Source organism: Streptomyces fradiae ATCC 10745 = DSM 40063 (assembly GCF_008704425.1).
Lineage (GTDB): Bacteria > Actinomycetota > Actinomycetes > Streptomycetales > Streptomycetaceae > Streptomyces > Streptomyces fradiae.
The window spans coordinates 6,627,527-6,646,560 of sequence record NZ_CP023696.1; the positions used below are offsets into that span (position 1 = coordinate 6,627,527).

The following is a 19,034-nucleotide window of genomic DNA, read 5'->3' on the forward strand; positions in this document are numbered from 1 at the left end:
GCGTCCCGTCCGCCCCGGCATCCCGCTTGGTCCGTCCCGCCTCGCCCATCCGGTCCGTCCACGACACTGGCCCACTTCGTCGCCCCACCCCGGCCTCCGTCCGCGCCGCCCGGCCGCTCCGGTGTCCGTTGCCGGAGCGCCGTCCCCGCCCCGTCCGCCCCGGCGCGACCCCGGCGCCCCCGTATCGGTCCGTTCGCGGCGTGGCGCCATGGCCTCTCGCTCCCGCCCTCCGCCCCCGCCCCCGGGCACACGACCCCGTCGCTCATCGCCCCGCACCGCCCCCGCCCGGGCATCCGCCGCGCACCGCTCCGGCGCTCGCCCCTGGCCCCGCCCGGACATCCGCCCGGACATCCGCCCGGACATCCGCCCGGGCATCCGTCCGCGCCGCCCGGTGCCCAGCCGCTCGGTACCGTGTCGCGGCCGCTCCGGTGTGCCGCCCCGCGTGCGGGCGGCTCGCGCGGCGGGCACCATGGGCCGCATGCTGCTGGCCCGACTCGCCGACGTCTCCGAGCAGGTCGCCGCCACCTCGGCGCGCTCCCGCAAGATCGCCGTGCTGGCCGACCTGTTCGCCGCGACCCCGCCCGCCGAGGTCCCCCTCGTCATCGCCTACCTCGCGGGCCGTCTTCCGCAAGGGCGCATCGGCATCGGCTGGTCCACCCTCAAGGACCCCGTCGCGCCCGCCGGACACGCGACCCTCACCGTCGCCGGCACGGACGCCGCGCTCACCGCGCTCGCCGGTGTCGCGGGCGCGGGCTCCCGTACGGAGCGCCGCCGGCTCGTCCGCGACCTGATGGCCGCCGCCACCGCCCCCGAGCAGCGGTTCCTGGTCCGGCTGCTCGCGGGGGAGGTGCGGCAGGGCGCCCTCGACGCCATCGCCCTGGAAGGTGTCGCCCAGGCGGCCGGGGCACCGCCCGCCGACGTGCGCCGCGCGGTCATGCTCGACGGATCGCTGCCCAGGGTCGCCACCGCGCTGCTCGCCGAGGGCCCGGCCGTACTGGAGAGGTTCCGCCTCGCCGTCGGCACCCCCGTCCAGCCGATGCTGGCCCACACCGCGAAGAGCGTCGCGGACGCGCTCGCCGCGCTCGGGCCGTGCGCCGTGGAGGAGAAGCTCGACGGCATCCGCATCCAGGTCCACCGCTCGGGCGACGACGTGCGGATCTACACCCGGTCCCTGGACGAGATCACCGACCGGCTCCCCGAGGTCCGCGGCGTCGCGCGGGACGTGGCGGGCGACGCGTTCATCCTCGACGGCGAGGTGATCGCCCTGGACGGGGCCGGCCGCCCCGTACCCTTCCAGGAGACCGCCTCCCGCGTGGGCTCACGCGTCGATGTGGCCACCGCCGCGGCGGCCCGCCCGGTGTCCCCCGTCTTCTTCGACCTCCTCGCCCTGGACGGGAGAGCCCTGCTCGACCTGCCCGGACACGAGCGGCACGCGGAACTCGCGCGCCTCGTGCCCGACCCCCTGCGGGTGAGGCGGACCGTCGTCACCGACCCCGCCGACCCCGGGCAGCGCCGGGCGGCCGAGGCGTTCTTCGCCGGCACTCTCGACCGGGGGCACGAGGGTGTGCTCGTCAAGGCGCTCGACGCGCCCTACAGCGCCGGGCGGCGCGGCCGCTCGTGGCTGAAGGTGAAGCCGGTCCACACCCTCGACCTCGTGGTCCTGGCGGCCGAGTGGGGCCACGGGCGGCGCACCGGACTGCTGTCCAACCTGCACCTGGGCGCCCGCGCCGCCGACGGGACGTTCGTGATGCTGGGCAAGACGTTCAAGGGCCTGACGGACGAGATGCTGCGCTGGCAGACCGACCGGCTGCGCGAGCTCGCCGTCTCGGACGACGGCTCCACCGTCACCGTACGACCCGAACTGCTCGTCGAGATCGCGTACGACGGACTGCAGCGCTCCCCGCGCTACCCGGCCGGGGTGACGCTGCGCTTCGCCCGCGTCGTACGGCACCGCCCGGACAAGCCCGCCGCCCAGGCCGACACCGTCGAGCGGGTCGTGGCCGGCCCTCAGTCACGCGTGGTGTAGCGATGGCGCGCCCACATCGGCAGCACGAACCAGCACAGCAGGTACCAGAGCGCCACCCCGCTCACGAGCCACGGTACGAAGCCGTCGTCCGTCGCCACCCGCAGCACGAGGAAGAGCGCCGACACCATCGTCGCGAGCAGCAGCACCAGTCCGGTGAACGTCAGCCGTGCCGCCCAGACCACCGTCTGCGGCTTGATCCTGCGCCCCGACACGATCCGGTGGAACGACACGGGGCCGATCAGCGCGCCCGTCGCCGCCGCACCGAGCACGACCGTGACGATGTAGATGGTCCGGTTCACGTCCGACAGGTCCGCGAACCTGGGTGCGAAGACCACCGTCAGCAGGAAGCCGAACAGGATCTGCACACCCGTCTGCGCGACCCTGATCTCCTGCACCAGCTCGGTCCACCGCCGGTCCGCCCGCTCCTCCGGCGTCTCCCGCCGCCCCCGCCACAGCCCATGCTCCTGCCGCCCCCCGGCCTCCCGCGAGCCGGTCGCCCCGCCCGCCTCCCTGCCGTCGTCCCGCCGCTGCACAGGCATGGCGTCCTCCCGATGTCGCCAGACCTGTTCCCGGTACCCCCTGCGAAGCGGTACAGCCCCCCGCCCCACGGACCCGCCGCACCGACCCGCTCCACAACCCCGCCCCGCCCCCGCCCCGCATCGCATCCCCGCGCTCCGTCGCCGGCCCCTCCGCGCCCGCCGCCCCGGCCGGGCGCGGCGTACGGCCGGCCCCACCGTCGTGGCCGCCCACCGTCGCGGTGCTCCCGCCCGCACCGGCTACGGCACCGGGAGGAAGGCACCAGGGTGTCGCGGGGCCGTGACGTGACCAGCGGCGCCCGCGCCCCCATGCTCATGAGCCACGCCCCACCGATCACGCGGCGAGGCCGGCCGGTGAAAGGAGACGAGCCCCGTGAGCCCATCCTCCGCGAGCCGGCCCTCTCCCGGCACGCACTCCCCGGGGGCGCCCCCGGCGCACCGGACCCCGCGCGCCCCTTCCCCACGAGCCGCACCACCGCGAGCCGGGTCTCCCCATGCCGTGCCACCCGGAGCCGCGTCCCCGGTCAGCGCTCCCGCGCCCCCGTGCCCGGTCAGCGCCCGCCGCCCCGCCGGGGCCACCGCGGTGGCCCTCGCGGCGGCCGCCGCCGCATGGGCCGGAGGCTGCACCACGCCGGCGGCCGAGCGCGACGCCGTCACCGCGGCGGCCCTCGACTTCGCCCGCCACGCCGAGAGCGCCGCCCAGGCCGAGAGCGCCGCCGCAGCCTGCCGCCTGCTCGCCCCCGCCACCCGCGAGGCGCTCGCGCGGGACCCCGGCCCCTCATGCGAGGCGGGACTCACCGACGCGGCCCTCCCCGCGCCCGGGAGGGTGCGCACCACCGACGTGTACGGCCACCAGGGCCGCGTCGTCCTGGAGCACGACACGTACTTCGCCACCTGGTTCCCCGACGGCTGGAGGATCCGGGCGGCCGGCTGCGTGCCGCGCCCCGAGCGCCCCTACGACTGCCGAGTGACGGGGGACTGACCCGCCGTGCGCACCATGTTCACGCTGTACGCCCTCACCCTGCTCGGCGGCCTCGTGTACTTCAGCGTGCTCGGAGCGGCCCACCGATGAACCGTGCCGCCCGCTTCGCCAGGGACAACGGCCTCTCCCTCGTCTTCGGGGCCGGCTTCCTCGTCACCCTCTTCTGCCAGGCCCTCGCGGGCCGGGCGGAGTACAACGGGGAGATGCGCGCGATCGGCGCCGAGCCGATCACCCTCGGCCGCTATCTGACGTCCGCCGACTTCGCCGTCGCCGTCACGGAGAACTGGCAGTCCGAGTACCTGCAGTTCTTCCTCTACCTCTTCGGCACGGTGTGGCTGCTCCAGCGCGGCTCGCCGGAGTCCAAGGAGCTGCACCGAGCGGGCACGGAGTCCGACGAGGACCAGCGCGTCGGCGCCCACGCCACCCCCGACTCGCCGCGCTGGGCGGCGGCCGGCGGACTGCGGCGGACCCTGTACTCACGCTCCCTCGGCATGTGGATGTGCGCGGTCTTCCTCGGCTCCTGGTACGCGCAGTCCGTGAGCGGCGCCGCCGCGTACGGCGAGGCGAGGCTGCGCGACCTGGAGAGCCCGCTGCCCTGGTCCGCGTACCTGCTGGAACCGGACTTCTGGAGCCGCACCCTGCAGAACTGGCAGTCGGAGCTGCTGGCCATCGGCTCCATGGCGATCTTCTCCGTGTACCTGCGGCAGCGCGGGTCACCCGAGTCGAAACCGGTCGGGGCCTCCCACGAATCCACCGGTGTGGCGGGCTGAGGACCGCCGCGGGGGGAAGCCGGTGCCCTGGTGCCCCGCGCACCGGGGCACCGGGGCACCAGGGCACCGGCCGGAAGGCCCGTGCCACCGGGCCCGCCGGACCACCGGTGGGCCCATGGCCCCAAGACCCGAGCAGGACCCGTAGCGAAGAGAGGACCCGCACATGACCCGCGCCGCCGTGTTCGACGTGGACGGCACCCTCGCCGACACCAACCACCTCCACGTCGTCGCCTGGTGGGAGGCCTTCCGGCAGGCCGGCCACCACGTACCGACGCACGCCGTCCACCGGGCCGTCGGGCTGGGGGCCGAGGACCTCGTCGAGCACCTCCTCGGCCCGGATCGCGACCGGAGCGGCGACGCCGCGCTCAGCGCCGCGCACAAGACGCTCTACGGCACGTACTCCGACCGGCTGCCCGCCCTGCCGGACGCCGGCCGGTTGCTCAGGACGCTCGCCGCGCGCGGCTGGACCGTGGTCCTCGCCACCTCCGCGGGAGGCTCCGAACTCGCCGCGCTGCGCCGGGCCGTCGACGCCGACGAGGTCATCACCGCGATCGCCGGAGCGGAGGACACCGAGGAGGGCAAGCCCGCCCCCGATCCGGTGCGCCACGCGCTCGACCTGGCCGGAGCGCCCGCGGACCGGTCGGTGTTCGTCGGCGACACCGTCTGGGACATGAAGGCGGGCACGCGCGCGGGGGTGACGTGCGTGGGGCTGCTGTGCGGCGGCATCCCCCGCGCCGACCTCACCGGCGCGGGAGCGTCCGCCGTCTACGCCGACCCCGCCGATCTGCTGGCCCGCCTCGACGGCAGTCCGCTCGGCGGGGACGGCACGTGACACCCCGGGGCCCCGTCCGGCCGGGGCACCCCTCATCCGGCGGCCCCGGCCGGGTCAACCGCCGAGCCGGCGCTGCAACTCCGCCTTGTTCATGGAGGACCGGCCGGGGATGTCCCGCTTCCTCGCCTCGGCGTACAGCTCGTCGTACGTCGCCTGCGAGCCGCCGCCCGAGCGCTGCCCGCCCCCCTTCGGCGCCGACGAGGCGCCGCGGGACGACGACCTGCCGGAGCCGCCGCCCGACGACTTCGCCTCGCCGCTGCGCGCCCGCTCCTTGTTGACCGTGCGGGCGGCGATCTCCTTGGCGCGCTTCTCGCCCTCGCCGCGCCCGCGGGCGCTGTCCTTGATGTGCTCGTACTGGCGCTCGCGCTTGGAGCTGGATCCTGCGGGCATGGCCGTTCCTCTCGTGGGTAGCTGCGATGGCCCCCGTTGGTCCCACCCCGGTACCAGGCATGCCTCCCCGCAAACACGTACCGTGCCCGTCCGCCAGCGGAGTGGCACGGAGGTGCCATCCGTGGCGGTGCGGGGAAGGCGGGTACTCGTTCCGCAGGATCCGACGGAAGGACGTGGAGACGCCATGGCAAGCGACCAGGGGACGGGCACGGCGAACCGGCGCACGGGGGAGCACCCGGCCGAATGCGATGTCACGGTCCAGCTCAGCGACTGCGGGCGTGACGACGCGGTGGCGGTCTTCGGGGCCCTGGACCAGGTCTTCGCCGGCTGCGAGGACGTGGCGCCGCACTCCGCCGCCGGGCGCGAGCCGACCGTGTGGATGGCCACCTTCGACAGTTCCGCCCACTCGGGCGAGGCCGACCCGGCACCCCGGCTGAGCAAGGAGGTGGAGGCGCTGCTGACGGGCGACCACCAGGCGGTGGAGAAGGTCGAGAAGGCGCTCGGCCGCCTCTTCGAGCTGCGGTCCGCCCAGCACGTCCCCGGCGAGCACGAGACGGAAAGCCGCCTGCTGCTCGCCTCCCGCTAGGCTCGCCGGCCCCCGGTGGCCGACGGCGGACGGGTTCGGCCATCGCGCGGGCCGCGGTGCGCGGGCGCCCTGCCGCCCGGGCGCCGCCGCGGGCATGCTGGGGGCGGAGGGGGCCGGGTGCGGACCGGACCCCGGAGCGGAGGTGAGGGCCCATGCCCGGCGGGGAGAAGGTCCTCCTGGTCGACGACCACGAGGACAACCTGTTCGCCCTGTACAGCGCGCTCTCGCCGCTCGGCTACCCCCTGGCGACCGCGACGGGCGGTGACGCGGCGCTCAAGGCGGTGCTGCGGGGCGGGGTGGCGGTGGTGGTCCTGGACGTGGTCATGCCGGGGGTGAGCGGCCTCGACGTGCTGCGGTACATGCAGCGGCTGGAGCTGACCCGGCACATCCCGGTCATCCTCGTCACCGGACTGGGCGTCGACGCGCGGCTCTCCCGCGCGGCCATGCGGCTGGGCGCGGCGGACCTGCTGGTCAAGCCCATCGACCCGTGGGCGCTGTGCATCAAGGTCCGGTACCTGTACGACTTCACGCGCCGCTCCCCGCGCCCCGCGCCGGCGGCGGTCCCGCGCGCCGCCCTGCCGGCCCCGGCCGCGCCGCCCGCGCCCACGGCACCGGCGCCCGGCCCGTAGGGCCCGCGGCCCCGAGCCGGTCGCGCCGGTCACGGTGCGCCGCGCGGTCGCGTCCCGGGAGCCGCCGCGCTCCGCTCAGGGGGCGTACGGGATGCTGTACGACGCATCCCGGCGCCCTGCGGGACCCGTCGCGCCGGGGCCGGCAGCGGGATCTCACCGCCCCCGCCGGGCCGCCGGGCGGCCCTCCAGCCGGGTCACGGCCTCACGGGCCCGCCGCGCCGCACCCCTGGCGGCGCGCTGAGCCTCGCGGACCCGCAGCCGGGCCTGCTGTACGGCGAGGCGGGCGGCCTCCCCGCGGGCCTGCGCCTCCCTCAGCCGGGCCGTCAGCTCCGCCACCCGCACGTCCGCCTCGTGGGCCCGCTGCTCGGCGCCCTCCAGCGCGTCGGCGGCGTGACGGACCTCGTCCTCCCGTGCCGCGGCCTCCCTCCGCGCGGCGGCGGCCTCCGTGCGGCGCTCCTCCTCGAGCCGCATGCGCGCGCGCCGCTCCTCCTCCCGCCGGCGCTCGGCGGCGCCCGGCCGCTCCGCTTCCGGCCGCTCTCGCGCGCCCGGGTGGGCCGGCTTCGTCCCCGCCCCGGCCGCACCGTCGCTCCGCCGCCCTCCGTGCTCCGGCCGGTCGCCCTCCTCCGCCCCGCCGGAACCAGGTGCGGTGCGCACCACCGACAGGTGCCGCGCGGCGCTCCCCCCGCCGTCGCCGAGGGCCGCGAAGCCCACCGGGACGTCCAGCGCCCTGCTCAGACGGCCCGCCAGCCACTCCCCGGCCGCTTCCGGGTCGGCGAGCGCCGCGTGCAGGGTCGCCTCCACCTGCCCGCGCGCACTGTCGCGGATTCTCTCCCCGGCCTCGGCGGTCAGCCGCTGGGCCTCCCGCGCCAGCGCGGCCACCAGGACGTGCTGCTGCCGCCCCAGCTCCCGCAGCCGGGCGCCGTCGAGGTCCCGGTGTGCCCGCCTCAGCGCTTCGCCGAGGGCGACCAGGGACCGGGCGTCGTCGGGCCGCGCCCGGACGAGGAGGTTGCTCGCCCACGCGGCCGCCGTCGGTCGGCGCAGCGCCTTGACGCGGTCGGCGAGCGCGCGGTCCCCGGCCGTACGGGCCTCGGCGGCGCGCCGCTCGCGGAGCGCGGTGAACTCGGAGGGCCGCAGCCCGTACAACTCGTCGGCGACGCTCTCGACATCCATGGCCATGGCTCTCGTTCCGCGGTTCGCACCTCACGGCCGCCGGCCGCCCGGCGCCGGGCCGCCGGTCCGAGGCGGCACCGGCGGCCGCTCTCTCTCCAGGTACCCACTTGCCCGCCGCCAGTCCCGGCCGTCCGGGCCGCCGCGCGCACGGCGGCGGCCCGCGCCTTCTCCGGTGGCAGGGGAGGTGCCGTGGAGAGGGCGCGGGCCGCGGGGAGGCCGGGCGGTGTCGCTCAGAAGGAGAAGACGGGGCCGGCTTCGGTCTGGAGGGTGCAGGAGTTGCCGAACGTGCGCTCGTACCGGACGCGCTGCCCCTCCCAGACGCCCTCGGCGGTCACGACGAGCGGGTCGTAGATCTTGATGCAGGCACGGTCCTGGTCCCCGCGCAGGGCGGAGAACCGGCCGTCCACGGCCCGGAGCTCGGCGCAGGCCGCCTCCGGCGCGGGATGCGTTCCGCCCGGCGTGGGGGCGCAGGTCAGCGTCACCGCGCGAAGCGGCGTCGCCGTCCTGGCCGTCTCGCCCTTCGCCACGGTGAGAACCAGCGCGTTCGGCGCGTGGAGCCTCGACTCGCCGGTGCTCGCCCGCTCAGGGGCGGCGACGGCGGTCGGCGCCAGGGCGGTCATCGCCGCGGCGGCGGCCATCGCGAGAATGGCGGTGCGCCGTATGGATGTCCGCAGGTGCGTCATGGTCATCACTTTCCTTCGAGTCCTGTTCGGTCGGTTCGTGAACAGCCTGCCGACCGAGGGCGATTGACGCACGTTCAGTGGAGGTTTTCAGGTTCTGTCACCGTTTGAAGCAATGACCTGAAATCGGCAGACCGTGGGGGCGGGAGTGCCGGTGACCGGGTGTCACCGCAGGTTGACAGCCCGTCCAAGATCCGGTTCAAGTGTGGACGATGCGTGGATCGGATCGGTGTGTGATGTGTAACACGGCCGAAACGTGGTGGTAACAACTCCGTTCGTCCCCTTGCCGGACATTCCGGAGCCGCCCGGGCGTCCTTCTCAGTCCCCCGTTCCGAGGAGGAAGTCCGTCAGGGACCAGGGCGTCACCTCGTCCTTCTTCACCAGGGCCACCCCGTCGCCGGACGAGGCGGGGGTCTGAGGTGAAGGCGGGGCGGTCTGTGCGGCCTGGGCGGGGCCGGCGGCGCCGAGCAGCAGTGCCCCGGCGGCCGTGGCGAGGGCGGTGGTGGCGGTGCGGAGGTTCATGCTCTCCCTCTCCGGTGTGGGTGTGGGTGTGGGTGTGGGTGCGGGTGCGGAGGGGCGGGTGTGGCCGTGTCCGGCCGCCGGGCCCGGCCCGTCGTCGTGGGGCGCCCGTCGCGGATGCCCTCGCTGCTCAACGACGCCGCCCGGCAGAGGTGTCGCCGGCCCCTGCCCCGCCTGCCCTGTCCCGTCCTGCCGCCCGGCCCTGCGCTCCGGGCCCCGGATCCGTACGCCGCTCGACGGGGGAGGGCCCTGCCGTCGCAAGGCCAGGAACACCTGAAAAGTTCCTGTTGCCCGAATGGCCTAAGAGGCGTTAGATGGTGATAAAGGGCAGATAAGGGCTTCTACAGGAGGCGGCCCGACATGACCACCCACCCCACCATCGAGCATCACCCCGACGTAGCCGAGATGCGCGCCAGGTTCGAGCAGGCCACCAGCACCCCCCGGGGGCAGGCGGTCGAGGCGCTGGCGTTCCTCACCGGTGTCTACCTGGCGGCATCACCGTGGATCGCGGGATTCAGCGGACTCACGGCGCTCGCCGTGACCAACCTGATCCTCGGCATCGCGTACGCCCTGTGCATGGGCGGTCTCCTCGGCACCGCGTACGAGCGGACCCACGCGATGGCCTGGTGCGCCGTGGCCATCGGCGCGTTCACCATCGTCTCGCCGTGGCTCGTCGCCGGCAGCGTCGACACCACCCGCAGCATCTGGAACAACGTGATCGTCGGTGCCGTCGCCCTGCTGCTGGGCGTCGCCATGGCCGCCACGGGCGAGCGCCGCGCGAGCGCGGCCCGCGCACGTGGACGCAGGAGGATGCCCACCGCATGACGTACCCGAGGCAGGTCCCGGTGCCCTCGTGCCTGGCCGGCCCGGGCGGCGGTCCGGACGCGGCGGCCCGGTGACGGGCACGGCACGACGCGGAAGGCGCGGCGCGCGACGACGGCGCACGGGGACGACCACCCGACGACAGCGAGAGAAGAAGGAAAGGCCCGGGGCCGCCTTGCGAAGAGGCGGCCCCGGGCCTTTCGACGTACGTCCCGCGCCCCGCGGCGGTCGGTGCCGCTCTCAGCCGGCGCGGCGGCGGAGAAGGCGTGTCAGGGGCCGGGCGGCGGCGACGCGTCGTGCCGCATCGGCGTCAGCTGCTCGATGTCGTACCGGGCCCGCAGCGCGGCGATGGCCGCGTGGTCCGGCGGCCCGCCCCCGTCGAGGATCTCCAGCAGTTCCTCGAAGTAGCGCTCGTGGTCCGGCGGCGGCGACGCCTGGAAGAACATCTTCGCGGGCTCCCCCGAGCGGTTCGCGAACGCGTGCGGACAGCCGGGCGGCACCACGATCACCGTGCCGGGCGTCGCCCGCACCGTGCGCCGCCCACTGCTCGACTCCCAGTTCCGCCAGTCGTCACGCGTCCGGACGCGCGGCTCGAAGGCCAGCACCTCCAGCTCGCCCTCCAGCAGGTAGAACAGCTCCTCGCTGTGCGCGTGCACATGGGCGCCCACGTCGAAACCGGGCGGTACGACCACCTCGAAACTCGACGCGGCCCTCGCGTGCTCACCCGTGACCTTGAAGGTGACCTGATGGGCGGGGACGGCGAGGGTGCGGCCGTGCCCGGTCGGCACCAGCAGCCCGTCCGGCGTCGCGTGCGCGCTCATCCCCAGGTCACCGGCATCGACTCGGGGCCCCGGATCAGCGCGCCGCGCCGGAAGGGCACGTCCTCGGCCGGCATCGCGAGCCGCAGCCCGGGGAAGCGGTCCGCCATCGCGTCGACCAGCAGCTCCGACTCCAGCCGCGCCAGCATCGCGCCGACGCAGAAGTGCGGTCCGTGCCCGAACGCCACATGCGGGTTCGGCGCCCGCCCGAAGTCGATGCGCTCCGGGTCGGGGAACACGTCCGGGTCCCGGTTGGCGGCCAGGTACGACACGTACACCGCCTCACCGGCGCGGATGCGCGTCCCGGCGACCGTCACGTCCTCCAGCGCGATCCGCGAGAGCCCCACCGCGCTGCGGTGCGGGATGTACCGCAGCAGTTCCTCGATCGCCCGGGGCCGCCCGGCGGGGTCGGCGCGCAGCCGGTCCATCAGGTCCGGCCGGGTCAGCAGGATGAACAGCATGTTGCCGGTGTTGTTGGTGACGGCCTCGCCGCCGATCTGGATGAGCAGGGCGAGCCCCACCGACTCCGACTCGGTGATCTCACCGGCCGCCACGGCCGCCGACAGCAGCCCGATGACGTCCTCGCCGCCCGTGCCGCGCCGCCGCCGCATCGTCTCGGCGAAGTAGGCGCACATCTCCTCCTTGGCGCGCTGGCTGCGCTCCGCGCCCTGCGCCGACGACAGGATCAGGTTGGTCCACTCGTGCATGCGCGGCCGGTCCTGCGCCGGCACGCCCATCAGCTCGCACACGACGGCCAGCGGGAACGGCGCGAGCAGCCGCTGCGTGAAGTCGGCCGGCGGCCCGTCGCGCAGCACGCCGTCGACGAGTTCGTCGAGCATCTCGCGGGCCCGGCCGCGCAGCCGCTCGACGCCGCGCGTGGTGAACGCGGGGGCCACCGAGCGGCGCAGCCTCGTGTGATCCGGCGGGTCCTCGAACCCGACCGCCCCGTCGACGGGGATGAAGTGCGGCGCCAGCCGGGTGACGTCGTTCTCCACGACCAGCTTCCGGCTGAACCGGGGGTCGTTGGTCACGCTGCGCACGTCGTCGTACCGGGTCAGCAGCCAGGCCCAGCCCGACCCGTTCGGCAGCTTGATCCGGGTGACCGGACCCTCCTCCATCAGTCCGGCCAGCACCGGGTCGAAGTCGACGCCCGACAGGTCGAGCGCGGGCCACTCCCGCACGGGTGGCGGCGCGGCGCCCGCCGAGCCGGAACCCTCCCGCGCCGCCTCGGCGGTCGTCGTGGTCTCATCCAGCACGATCGGGCTCCTCGCTGTCCGTGTACGCGTCGATGAACGCCTTCGGCGTGATGGTCGTGGTCGCACCGCGCGTCGCGGCACGGGCGGCGGGGCGGGACGACTCCGAGGTCGTCCAGCGGCCCAGCGACATCTCCGCCGTGATGCCCGGCCCGAAGCCGGCGAGCAGGCCGCGCGCCGCGTCGGGCGTGCCGCCCTCGTCGAACAGCCGGCGCAGCGCGTCGAGCACGACGGCGCTGGCGATGTTCCCGTACTCGGTGAGCGTGGCCCGGCTGAAGCGGAACGCCTCCGGGGCCACCCCGAGGAACTTGCTGAGGTCGTCCAGGATGCGCGGACCGCCGGCGTGGATGATGTAGAAGTCCAGGTCGGAGGCGTCCCACCCGTGCTGCCCCGCCAGTTGCTGGAGCGCCGGGGCGAGCGGCTCCATCGTGCCGGGGACCCGCTTGTCCAGCTTGAAGTGGAATCCGGTCGCCCGGATGTCGTAGGCGATCCAGTCGACCGTCTCCGGCACCAGGTACGAGCCGTTGCGCTCCAGCGCGACGCCCGTGCCGCCCTTGCCGCGCATCACGGCCGCGGCGATCCCGTCGCCGAACAGGCCGTTCGACAGCAGGTTCCCGACGCCGAGGTCGGTCGGCTGGTAGCAGAGCGAGCAGAACTCGCACGCCACGATCAGGGCGTTGGCGTCCGGGTAGGCGTTGCAGAAGTCGTGCGCCCGGTTGATGGCGGCACCGCCCGCCGCACAGCCCAGCTGGGCGATGGGCACCTGGCGGGTGTCGCTGCGGAAGTCCATGGTGTTGATCAGCCACGCCGTGAGCGACGGCATCATGAAGCCCGTGCACGACACGTAGATGATCACGTCGATGTCCGAGGCGCGCAGTTCCGCGTCCTCCAGTGCCCGCCGTATGACGGCGGGCACCCGCGCCTTCGCCTCCGCCTCGTACACGGCGTTGCGCTGCTCGAAACCGGGGTGCCGCAGCGTCTCCTCGATGGGCCGCAGGATGTGCCGCTTGCGGACGCCGGTGTTCTCCATCAGACGCAGGGCCAGCGGGAGCTGCGGGTGGTCGGCGTGGATGGTGCGCGCCAGGTCGAGCGTCTCCTCCATGGTGATCACATGCTCGGGGACGGACACCGCGGGTCTGCACAACGTGGCCATGATGTCGAGCCCTTTCGTCGCGTGTTGCTCACGTTCACTCAAAGAATGTGCGAGCACCGGCCACCGCGCGCGGCGAGGCGACCGCACGGGGTGACCGCGCCCCGGCTCCGCGCCCCCCGCACCGGGCGCGGGCAGGGCGGAAGCCCCCGGAGCGGTGCCGGCCGCTCACCCGTCCGGTCGGCACTCCGACGCACGAACGCCGGTCCCGGCGCGAGGTCCGGCCCGGCGAACGGGGCAGCGGATGCGCGACGGCCGCCGCCGTCGCACGATGGACCAATGCGCCATCACCTGCGGATAGTTCACGGTTCACCGACGAGCGTGGAGCTCGCCGCCGTCACCGCCGTCCTGAGCGCCCTCGCGCTGGGCGGCCATGCTCCGGGCCACTCCCACCGCCGCGACCACCGCCCGCGCCGCGCCTACTGGGATCTGCACTGGAACCCGCACCCGGTTCCGCACTCCTGGTGCGCCCGCGGGGCCCGTGCCCCGTTCCCCGGCCGGTAGGTGAGGCGGTCGGGCCGCTCTCGTGCCCGGCCCGGCCGACGGGCCGCGTCGCGTACGGCGCGCGCGGCGCGTGCCGGCCGGCGGCCACGCCCGCGGCGGTACGAGAGCACGGCCCCCGCCGGGTGCGCCCCGACCGGGCGCGCTGCCCGCCCCGGCGGCGCACGGCGGTGCACGGCGGCGCAGGCAGGGCAGCCCGCAGGCCGGGTGGCCGGGTCGGCCCCGGCAGCCCGGGCCCGGCCACCGCCGCCGCACGCCCCACCCCGCGCCGCCGGGCCGCACGGCCGTCGGGCGCTACTCCGACCGGCCCACCCCGTGGTCGGCCAGACGGCCCACCGCCAGCCCCCGCGCCCGGCACTCGGCGACGAGGCCCGGCAGCGCGCCCAGCGCCGCCCGCCAGGAGCCGGGCGCGCACATCGCGTCGGAGTCGTGCAGCAGCACCGTCGCTCCGCCGCACAGGCCGCGCGCCACCTCGGCCCGCACGCTCAGCGGGGACGCGTCCGCCGTCCAGTCGCGCCCCCACGCCGACCACAGCACGGGCCGCAGCCCCGCCGCCCGCGCCGCCGCCCAGCGGCCGCCGGTCAGCACACCGTACGGCGGGCGGTACCAGAGCGGCCGGCGCCCCGCCACGGCCTCCACCAGCGCCGCCGCCCGCGCCACCTCGCGGACGTCCCGGACCGGCCGCGGCAGCCACGGCGGGTCGTGCCGCCAGCCGTGCACGGCCAGTTCGTGGCCCTCCGCCGCGATGCGCCGCCCCAGTCCCGGCGCCCGCTCCAGCCGCTCGCCGAGCACGAAGAAGGTCGCGCGCACCGACAGCCGGTCCAGGGCGCGCAGGAACAGCGGGGTCGTGTCCGGATCGGGTCCGTCGTCGAAGGTCAGCGCCACCCGCCCCGGATCGCCCCGGCCGTCGAGCGCGGGCCACAGCGCCGCACGCACGCCCGGCAGCCACAACCCGGCGGGGACGACGTGCCACCCCACCACCCCCGCCGCCGCGGCCACGCCCGCGACCCGCCCCGCCCGCCCCGCGCCCCGTGCGCCCCGTCCCGCCGCCCGCGAAGCCCCCGCCCGGGCTTCCGCCGGTCTTCCCCCGGCCCCCGCGCCCGAGGCCCGCCGCCCCGCCCCCGCGAGCCCCGCCTCCGCGAGCCCCGCCACCGCGGCCCGTGCACCCCGTGCACCCCGGGCACCCCGCGCACCCCGTGCGCCCCGCCCCGCGCTCCCGCCCCCCGCGCTCACCACGTGCCCTCCCCCTCCTCGCCCCCCGTGACCAGGGGCGACCGCGCCAGCCGCACGCAGGCCACCACCAAGACCGCCAGGGCCACCGCCTCGAAGACGCCCCGCACGCCCACCACCACCCGCTCGTCGAACAGCGTCACCCCCAGCACCACGCTCAGCAGCGCGTCCCCCAGCGTCAGCGCCGGCTGCGACGCGGCCAGCGTCCCCGCCCGGAACGTCACCTGGAGCAGCAGGAAACTCGTCAGCCCCACCGCCACCGCCGCGTAGAGCTGCCACGTCCCGAACACCGCCCCCAGCCCGTCCGGCAGCCTGCCCAGCGCGTCCTTCAGCAGCGCCGCCGTGGCGGAGAAGCCCATCGCCGTCGCCGTCCCGAGCACCGCGGCGCGCGGCGCCGACGGGAGCCGCGACGCCACCACCACGAGCACCGCCGCGACCATCCCGATCGCCAGTCCCGCCCACAGCCAGTCCGCCGCCGGCACCGTCGCCCGCCCGCCCGACGGCTCGGCCAGCGCCAGGAACGCGGCCAGGCCCGCCGCCATCGCCCCGAACGCCCACCAGGTGCGCCGGTCCGGGCTCCGCCGGAACACCACCCCGCCCAGCACCAGCGTGAACAGCAGCTCCGTGCTCATCACCGGCTGCACCACCGCAAGCGGCCCCGTCGCCAGGGCGAGCGCCTGGAACACCCCCGACAAGCCGAGCATCACCGCGCCCCACACCCACACCCGCCGTCGCACGAGCCCCGGCCACCACCCGCGCACCGCCGTACCGGCGGGTCCCGCGTCGGCGGCGGCCCGCCGCTGGAGCACCGAGGCAGCGGCGTTGCCCACCGCCGCCAGCAGGGCGAGGCAGATCGAGAGAGCGAGCATCGTGCCGTGCCGCGCTCAGCCGAACCGCTTGGCCATCGCGCGAAAGGGCCCCGGCGCCCCGCCCCGCAGCCGCGCCGGCCACGCCAGCCACGCCGGCGCGAACACCTCGTCCCGCCGGTACACCACCGACCGCCACACGAGGTCCGCCAGCCGCCCCGCGGGGACCGGCTTCGGCCGGGCACGGTGGTACGGGACGCCCCGGCGGGCGAAGAACGGCGTGTCCACCGCGCCCGGCAGGACCGCCGTCACCCCGACCCGCGTGCCGGCCAGTTCGTACCGCAGGCTCTCCGCGAAGGCCAGCAGCCCGCCCTTCGTCGCCGCGTACGCGGCCTCGTTCGCCACCCCCGCCCAGCCCGCCATCGAACTGACCAGGACCACCCGCCCCACCCCCCGCTCCACCATCCCCGGCAGCACCGCCCGCACCAGGTGCATCACACCGGTCAGATTGACCGCCACCATGCGCTCCACGACCTCGGGCGGCGTCCCGGTGAACGGCCCCGCCCAGCCGATCCCGGCCGCGGCCACCAGCACGTCGACCCGCCCCTCGGCCTCCAGCGCCCGCGCGGCGAGCCGTTCCACGCCCGCCCGGTCGGCGAGGTCGCCCCGCAGCCCCCGCCCGCCCGTGCGCCGTGCCACCTCGCCGAGCCGGACCTCGTCCCGCCCGGCCAGCAGGAGCCGCCACCGGCGCTCCGCGTCCCCGGAGAACCGTTCGGCCACGGCCTCCCCGATCCCCGAGGACGCACCCGTGATGAGCACGACCGGCCGTGCCGTCCCCGCCATGCCAGACCTCCGGATCCGCGCGCCTCGATCCCTCCAGACTCCCGGCTCCTCCCCGGCGCGGCCCACCACGGCCCTGCGCCGGGCCCGCGAACCACCCGAACAGGCCCGCCCGGACCGCCCCGCGCGCCCGCCGCCCCCACGATGGGCACATGACGCGGCGCTGCCTGGTCCTCAGCGCGAGCATGGGCGCCGGCCACGACGCCGTGGCCGGCGAACTCGCCCGCAGGCTCCGCGCGCACGGCCACGAGGCGCACGTCCACGACGTGCTGACGCTGCTGCCGGCCGGCACCGGACCGGCCCTGCGCGTCTTCTACCGCACGGCCGTACGCCGCCTCCCCGCGCTCTACACGGCGATCTACCGCGTCTTCCTCGCCTCGCCCCCACACGGCGCCCAGGCACTCGGCCCGCAAGCACACGGCCCCCAGGCACTCGGCCCGCAAGCACACGGCCCCCAGGCACACGGCCCGCAGGCACGCGACGCCCAGGCACTCGGCCCGCAGGAACCGCGCTCCGAAGCACTCGATCCGGAAGCGCCGCCCCACCCCGACGCGCTCCGTTCCGGAGCCCAGGCCGGGCCCGGTCGCGCGGCGGCCGCGCGCGCGGACACCTCGCCGCTCGCCGCGCTGGCCGAGGGCCCGCTGCGGGCCCTGGCGGCCCGCTATCGCCCCGACGTCGTCGTCTCCACCTTCCACCTGGCCGCGCAGATCACCGGGCGCATGCGCGAGCGCGGCACCCTGGGCGTGCCCAGCGCCGTGTACGTCACCGACTTCGCCGTCCACCGGGGCTGGCTCCATCCGGGCAACGACCTGTACCTGTGCGTCAGCCCCGGCGCGGCCGCGGCGGCCCGCGCGGGCACCGGCCGCCGTACCGCCGCACCCGGCCCCGTCGTGCCCCCCGCCTTCCACGCCGTGGCCGACGCGCCGCCCGCCGAGCCGCCGGACCCGCGCCGGCCCACCGTGCTGCTGTCGGCGGGCGCCTGGGGCGTCGGCTCCGACCTGCCGCGCACGGCCCGCGCCCTGGTACGGCACGGGATGCGCCCCGTCGTGCTGTGCGGGCGCGACGAGGGGCTGCGCCGCCGCACCGCCCGGGTGCCCGGCGCCGTCGCCCTCGGCTGGACCCACGACCTGCCCGCGCTGATGGCCTCCGCCCGGCTCCTGGTCGACAACGCGGCGGGGCAGACCGCCGTCCAGGCCCTGGCGGCCGGCCTCCCCGTCGTCGCCTACCGGCCCATTCCCGGCCACGGCGCGGACGGCGTCCGCCACATGGCGGCGGAGGGCCTGTCGACGACCGCGGCGGACCTGCCGTCCCTGCTGGCGGCCGTCTCCCGCCTCGTGCCCGACGGCCCGGCGCGCGGCGCGGCCGCCGCCCGCGGCCGCGCCCTCTTCCGGGACGACGCCTCGGTCCTCCTCGCCGCCCTGGCCTGAGGCCCGGCGCCGGACCGGTGCGCGCGGCGCGCCGTACGCCCGCCGCCGAACGCCGCCGTCGCGCCGTACGCACCCGCCCCCGCCGCCACCCCACGCGGCGGCGGCGTCCATCATTCGTCCAAGCCGCGGCCAACGGATGGCCAAGAGGCGAGGTCCGGCGGGGGCGCGGTCCTAGCCTGCCGGACGTGACCTCCACACCCGACTCCACGGCGCCCGCCCGCGAGCGCCGCCCCCAGCGCCGGGCACTGCTGCGCGCCGCGCTCGCGGGCGGGGCCGTACTCGGCGCGGGAGCCGCCGTACCGGCTTCCGCCCCGGCCGCCCCGCTTCCCGTCCCGCTCCTCCGCCCGGACGCCCCAGGTCCCCTCCACGCCCCGCCCGCCGTGCCCGGGCGCCCCGGTACACCGGGGGCGGCGCTGCGGGCCCTGCGGCACGGCAACCGGCGCTGGGCCACCCGCCACCAGACGCATCCGCACGAGGCGGCGGGCGACCGGCTCCTCGCCGTCTCGGAGCAGCACCCCTTCGCCCTCGTCCTCGGCTGCGTCGACTCGCGCGTCCCGCCCGAGCTCGTCTTCGACCAGGGCCTCGGCGACCTGATGACCGTCCGCTCGGCGGGCTGCGTCCTCGACGAGGCGGTCCTCGGCAGCGTCGCGTACGGCGTGCTGGAACTCGGCATCCCGCTCGTGATGGTGCTGGGCCACCAGTCGTGCGGCGCGGTCACGGCGGCCGTCCGCGCCGACGGGACCGGAGAGGCCCAGCCCGCCCACATCGCCTACGTCACGGAGCAGATCCGCCCCGCCATCGACCGCACCCGGACGGGGCCGGCCCGTGTCGACGCGACGATCACGGCCCAGACCCGGCTGGTCACCGGCCGTCTCGCCGCGGAACCGGATCTGGCGGCCCGCGTCGGCACGGGACGGCTGGCCGTCGTCGGTGCCCGCTACGAGCTGTCCAGCCAGCGCGTCCGCACCGTCGCCTGACACGGCCCCGCCCCGCCGCGACCGTCCCGCCGACCGCCGACCGCCGACCGCCGACCGCCGACCGAGGGCCGGGCCCGCCGAAGGGCCGGG

General features: G+C 76.5%; 21 protein-coding genes. 10 read left to right on the plus strand and 11 right to left on the minus strand.

The features are described from left to right. Positions 1–478: 478 nt before the first annotated feature. Positions 479–2,026, plus strand: a complete 1,548-nt coding sequence (locus CP974_RS28870) for an ATP-dependent DNA ligase (RefSeq protein ID WP_085921179.1) — start codon at positions 479–481, stop codon at positions 2,024–2,026. Here the strand turns inward: CP974_RS28870 and CP974_RS28875 are convergent. Next, a complete protein-coding gene (locus CP974_RS28875) occupies positions 2,008–2,565 on the minus strand; it encodes a DUF6328 family protein (protein WP_078915867.1) in 558 nt (185 codons plus the stop codon). The two genes, CP974_RS28870 and CP974_RS28875, sit on opposite strands and share 19 nt — an antisense overlap. Before the next feature lie 496 nt (positions 2,566–3,061). Between CP974_RS28875 and CP974_RS28880 the strand changes: the two genes are divergently transcribed. From CP974_RS28880 to CP974_RS28890, 3 genes are all read left to right on the plus strand, one after another. Beyond that, a complete protein-coding gene (locus CP974_RS28880; RefSeq protein WP_223844581.1) occupies positions 3,062–3,544 on the plus strand; it encodes a hypothetical protein in 483 nt (160 codons plus the stop codon). Positions 3,545–3,630: 86 nt separating this feature from the next. Next, entirely contained in the window at positions 3,631–4,314 is a 684-nt protein-coding gene (locus CP974_RS28885; RefSeq protein WP_031135931.1) for a DUF6766 family protein, read from the plus strand. A gap of 163 nt (positions 4,315–4,477) precedes the next feature. After that, positions 4,478–5,146 carry an HAD family hydrolase gene (locus tag CP974_RS28890; protein WP_031135933.1) on the plus strand — a complete coding sequence of 223 codons (669 nt, stop codon included), beginning with the start codon at positions 4,478–4,480 and terminating at the stop codon, positions 5,144–5,146. Between the two features lie 54 nt (positions 5,147–5,200). On the opposite strand, the gene CP974_RS28895 is transcribed toward CP974_RS28890, so the two are convergent. Next, positions 5,201–5,536: a hypothetical protein gene (locus CP974_RS28895; protein WP_031135935.1), complete on the minus strand. Its 336-nt coding sequence runs from the start codon at positions 5,534–5,536 to the stop codon at positions 5,201–5,203. A gap of 184 nt (positions 5,537–5,720) precedes the next feature. Here CP974_RS28895 and CP974_RS28900 point away from each other — a divergent pair, with 184 nt between their 5' ends. Together CP974_RS28900 and CP974_RS28905 are read left to right on the plus strand one after the other, a co-directional pair. After that, on the plus strand, positions 5,721–6,122 hold the full coding sequence (locus CP974_RS28900) for a hypothetical protein (RefSeq protein WP_037939442.1): 402 nt from the start codon (positions 5,721–5,723) through the stop codon (positions 6,120–6,122). Positions 6,123–6,274: 152 nt separating this feature from the next. Next, complete coding sequence (locus CP974_RS28905; protein ID WP_085921186.1) at positions 6,275–6,751, plus strand: response regulator; 477 nt, start codon at positions 6,275–6,277, stop codon at positions 6,749–6,751. A gap of 153 nt (positions 6,752–6,904) precedes the next feature. On the opposite strand, the gene CP974_RS28910 is transcribed toward CP974_RS28905, so the two are convergent. The 3 genes from CP974_RS28910 to CP974_RS28920 all read right to left on the minus strand — a co-directional run bounded on the left by CP974_RS28910 (position 6,905) and on the right by CP974_RS28920 (position 9,123). After that, entirely contained in the window at positions 6,905–7,927 is a 1,023-nt protein-coding gene (locus CP974_RS28910) for a hypothetical protein (RefSeq protein ID WP_051839894.1), read from the minus strand. Between the two features lie 224 nt (positions 7,928–8,151). Continuing rightward, complete coding sequence (locus tag CP974_RS28915; RefSeq protein WP_174887800.1) at positions 8,152–8,604, minus strand: subtilase-type protease inhibitor; 453 nt, start codon at positions 8,602–8,604, stop codon at positions 8,152–8,154. A gap of 315 nt (positions 8,605–8,919) precedes the next feature. Further along, on the minus strand, positions 8,920–9,123 hold the full coding sequence (locus tag CP974_RS28920; RefSeq protein ID WP_031135314.1) for a hypothetical protein: 204 nt from the start codon (positions 9,121–9,123) through the stop codon (positions 8,920–8,922). A 357-nt stretch (positions 9,124–9,480) separates the two neighbouring features. On the opposite strand from CP974_RS28920, the gene CP974_RS28925 reads away from it, so the two are divergent. Then, entirely contained in the window at positions 9,481–9,945 is a 465-nt protein-coding gene (locus CP974_RS28925) for an SPW repeat protein (RefSeq protein ID WP_031135316.1), read from the plus strand. Between the two features lie 266 nt (positions 9,946–10,211). Here CP974_RS28925 and CP974_RS28930 read toward each other — a convergent pair whose 3' ends face one another. The 3 genes from CP974_RS28930 to CP974_RS28940 all read right to left on the minus strand — a co-directional run bounded on the left by CP974_RS28930 (position 10,212) and on the right by CP974_RS28940 (position 13,166). Next, positions 10,212–10,763: a cupin domain-containing protein gene (locus tag CP974_RS28930; protein WP_031135318.1), complete on the minus strand. Its 552-nt coding sequence runs from the start codon at positions 10,761–10,763 to the stop codon at positions 10,212–10,214. Beyond that, positions 10,760–11,941 carry a cytochrome P450 gene (locus CP974_RS28935; RefSeq protein WP_051839900.1) on the minus strand — a complete coding sequence of 394 codons (1,182 nt, stop codon included), beginning with the start codon at positions 11,939–11,941 and terminating at the stop codon, positions 10,760–10,762. Before CP974_RS28935 ends, CP974_RS28930 begins: the two co-directional genes overlap by 4 nt. Before the next feature lie 64 nt (positions 11,942–12,005). Beyond that, positions 12,006–13,166 (minus strand): type III polyketide synthase, encoded by a 1,161-nt coding sequence (locus CP974_RS28940; RefSeq protein WP_051839896.1) that lies wholly within the window; start codon positions 13,164–13,166, stop codon positions 12,006–12,008. Positions 13,167–13,442: 276 nt separating this feature from the next. Here CP974_RS28940 and CP974_RS29890 point away from each other — a divergent pair, with 276 nt between their 5' ends. Then, positions 13,443–13,667: an acyl-CoA carboxylase subunit epsilon gene (locus tag CP974_RS29890; protein WP_158100715.1), complete on the plus strand. Its 225-nt coding sequence runs from the start codon at positions 13,443–13,445 to the stop codon at positions 13,665–13,667. Positions 13,668–13,958: 291 nt separating this feature from the next. Here the strand turns inward: CP974_RS29890 and CP974_RS28950 are convergent, their stop codons facing one another. The 3 genes from CP974_RS28950 to CP974_RS28960 all read right to left on the minus strand — a co-directional run bounded on the left by CP974_RS28950 (position 13,959) and on the right by CP974_RS28960 (position 16,543). Continuing rightward, positions 13,959–14,663, minus strand: coding sequence for a polysaccharide deacetylase family protein (locus tag CP974_RS28950; protein ID WP_150485875.1), 705 nt, complete (start codon positions 14,661–14,663; stop codon positions 13,959–13,961). A gap of 230 nt (positions 14,664–14,893) precedes the next feature. After that, positions 14,894–15,763, minus strand: coding sequence for a DMT family transporter (locus CP974_RS28955; RefSeq protein ID WP_150485876.1), 870 nt, complete (start codon positions 15,761–15,763; stop codon positions 14,894–14,896). A gap of 15 nt (positions 15,764–15,778) precedes the next feature. Beyond that, on the minus strand, positions 15,779–16,543 hold the full coding sequence (locus CP974_RS28960) for an SDR family NAD(P)-dependent oxidoreductase (RefSeq protein WP_069979332.1): 765 nt from the start codon (positions 16,541–16,543) through the stop codon (positions 15,779–15,781). A gap of 149 nt (positions 16,544–16,692) precedes the next feature. On the opposite strand from CP974_RS28960, the gene CP974_RS30600 reads away from it, so the two are divergent. Together CP974_RS30600 and CP974_RS28975 are read left to right on the plus strand one after the other, a co-directional pair. Continuing rightward, positions 16,693–17,967, plus strand: a complete 1,275-nt coding sequence (locus CP974_RS30600; protein WP_031132451.1) for an MGDG synthase family glycosyltransferase — start codon at positions 16,693–16,695, stop codon at positions 17,965–17,967. Between the two features lie 185 nt (positions 17,968–18,152). Continuing rightward, positions 18,153–18,944 carry a carbonic anhydrase gene (locus tag CP974_RS28975; protein WP_031132453.1) on the plus strand — a complete coding sequence of 264 codons (792 nt, stop codon included), beginning with the start codon at positions 18,153–18,155 and terminating at the stop codon, positions 18,942–18,944. Positions 18,945–19,034 lie beyond the last annotated feature (90 nt).

Excerpts from the sequence above, each read along its gene's own strand:
- CP974_RS28940 (WP_051839896.1), bottom strand. The coding sequence starts at position 13,166 with ATGGCCACGTTGTGCAGACCCGCGGTGTCCGTCCCCGAGCATGTGATC.
- CP974_RS28920 (WP_031135314.1), bottom strand. The coding sequence starts at position 9,123 with ATGAACCTCCGCACCGCCACCACCGCCCTCGCCACGGCCGCCGGGGCA.
- CP974_RS28955 (WP_150485876.1), bottom strand. The coding sequence starts at position 15,763 with ATGCTCGCTCTCTCGATCTGCCTCGCCCTGCTGGCGGCGGTGGGCAAC.
- CP974_RS28900 (WP_037939442.1), top strand. The coding sequence starts at position 5,721 with ATGGCAAGCGACCAGGGGACGGGCACGGCGAACCGGCGCACGGGGGAG.
- CP974_RS28870 (WP_085921179.1), top strand. The coding sequence starts at position 479 with ATGCTGCTGGCCCGACTCGCCGACGTCTCCGAGCAGGTCGCCGCCACC.
- CP974_RS28915 (WP_174887800.1), bottom strand. The coding sequence starts at position 8,604 with ATGACGCACCTGCGGACATCCATACGGCGCACCGCCATTCTCGCGATG.
- CP974_RS28890 (WP_031135933.1), top strand. The coding sequence starts at position 4,478 with ATGACCCGCGCCGCCGTGTTCGACGTGGACGGCACCCTCGCCGACACC.
- CP974_RS28905 (WP_085921186.1), top strand. The coding sequence starts at position 6,275 with ATGCCCGGCGGGGAGAAGGTCCTCCTGGTCGACGACCACGAGGACAAC.
- CP974_RS28875 (WP_078915867.1), bottom strand. The coding sequence starts at position 2,565 with ATGCCTGTGCAGCGGCGGGACGACGGCAGGGAGGCGGGCGGGGCGACC.
- CP974_RS28895 (WP_031135935.1), bottom strand. The coding sequence starts at position 5,536 with ATGCCCGCAGGATCCAGCTCCAAGCGCGAGCGCCAGTACGAGCACATC.
- CP974_RS30600 (WP_031132451.1), top strand. The coding sequence starts at position 16,693 with ATGACGCGGCGCTGCCTGGTCCTCAGCGCGAGCATGGGCGCCGGCCAC.
- CP974_RS28910 (WP_051839894.1), bottom strand. The coding sequence starts at position 7,927 with ATGGCCATGGATGTCGAGAGCGTCGCCGACGAGTTGTACGGGCTGCGG.
- CP974_RS29890 (WP_158100715.1), top strand. The coding sequence starts at position 13,443 with ATGCGCCATCACCTGCGGATAGTTCACGGTTCACCGACGAGCGTGGAG.
- CP974_RS28960 (WP_069979332.1), bottom strand. The coding sequence starts at position 16,543 with ATGGCGGGGACGGCACGGCCGGTCGTGCTCATCACGGGTGCGTCCTCG.
- CP974_RS28930 (WP_031135318.1), bottom strand. The coding sequence starts at position 10,763 with ATGAGCGCGCACGCGACGCCGGACGGGCTGCTGGTGCCGACCGGGCAC.
- CP974_RS28925 (WP_031135316.1), top strand. The coding sequence starts at position 9,481 with ATGACCACCCACCCCACCATCGAGCATCACCCCGACGTAGCCGAGATG.
- CP974_RS28885 (WP_031135931.1), top strand. The coding sequence starts at position 3,631 with ATGAACCGTGCCGCCCGCTTCGCCAGGGACAACGGCCTCTCCCTCGTC.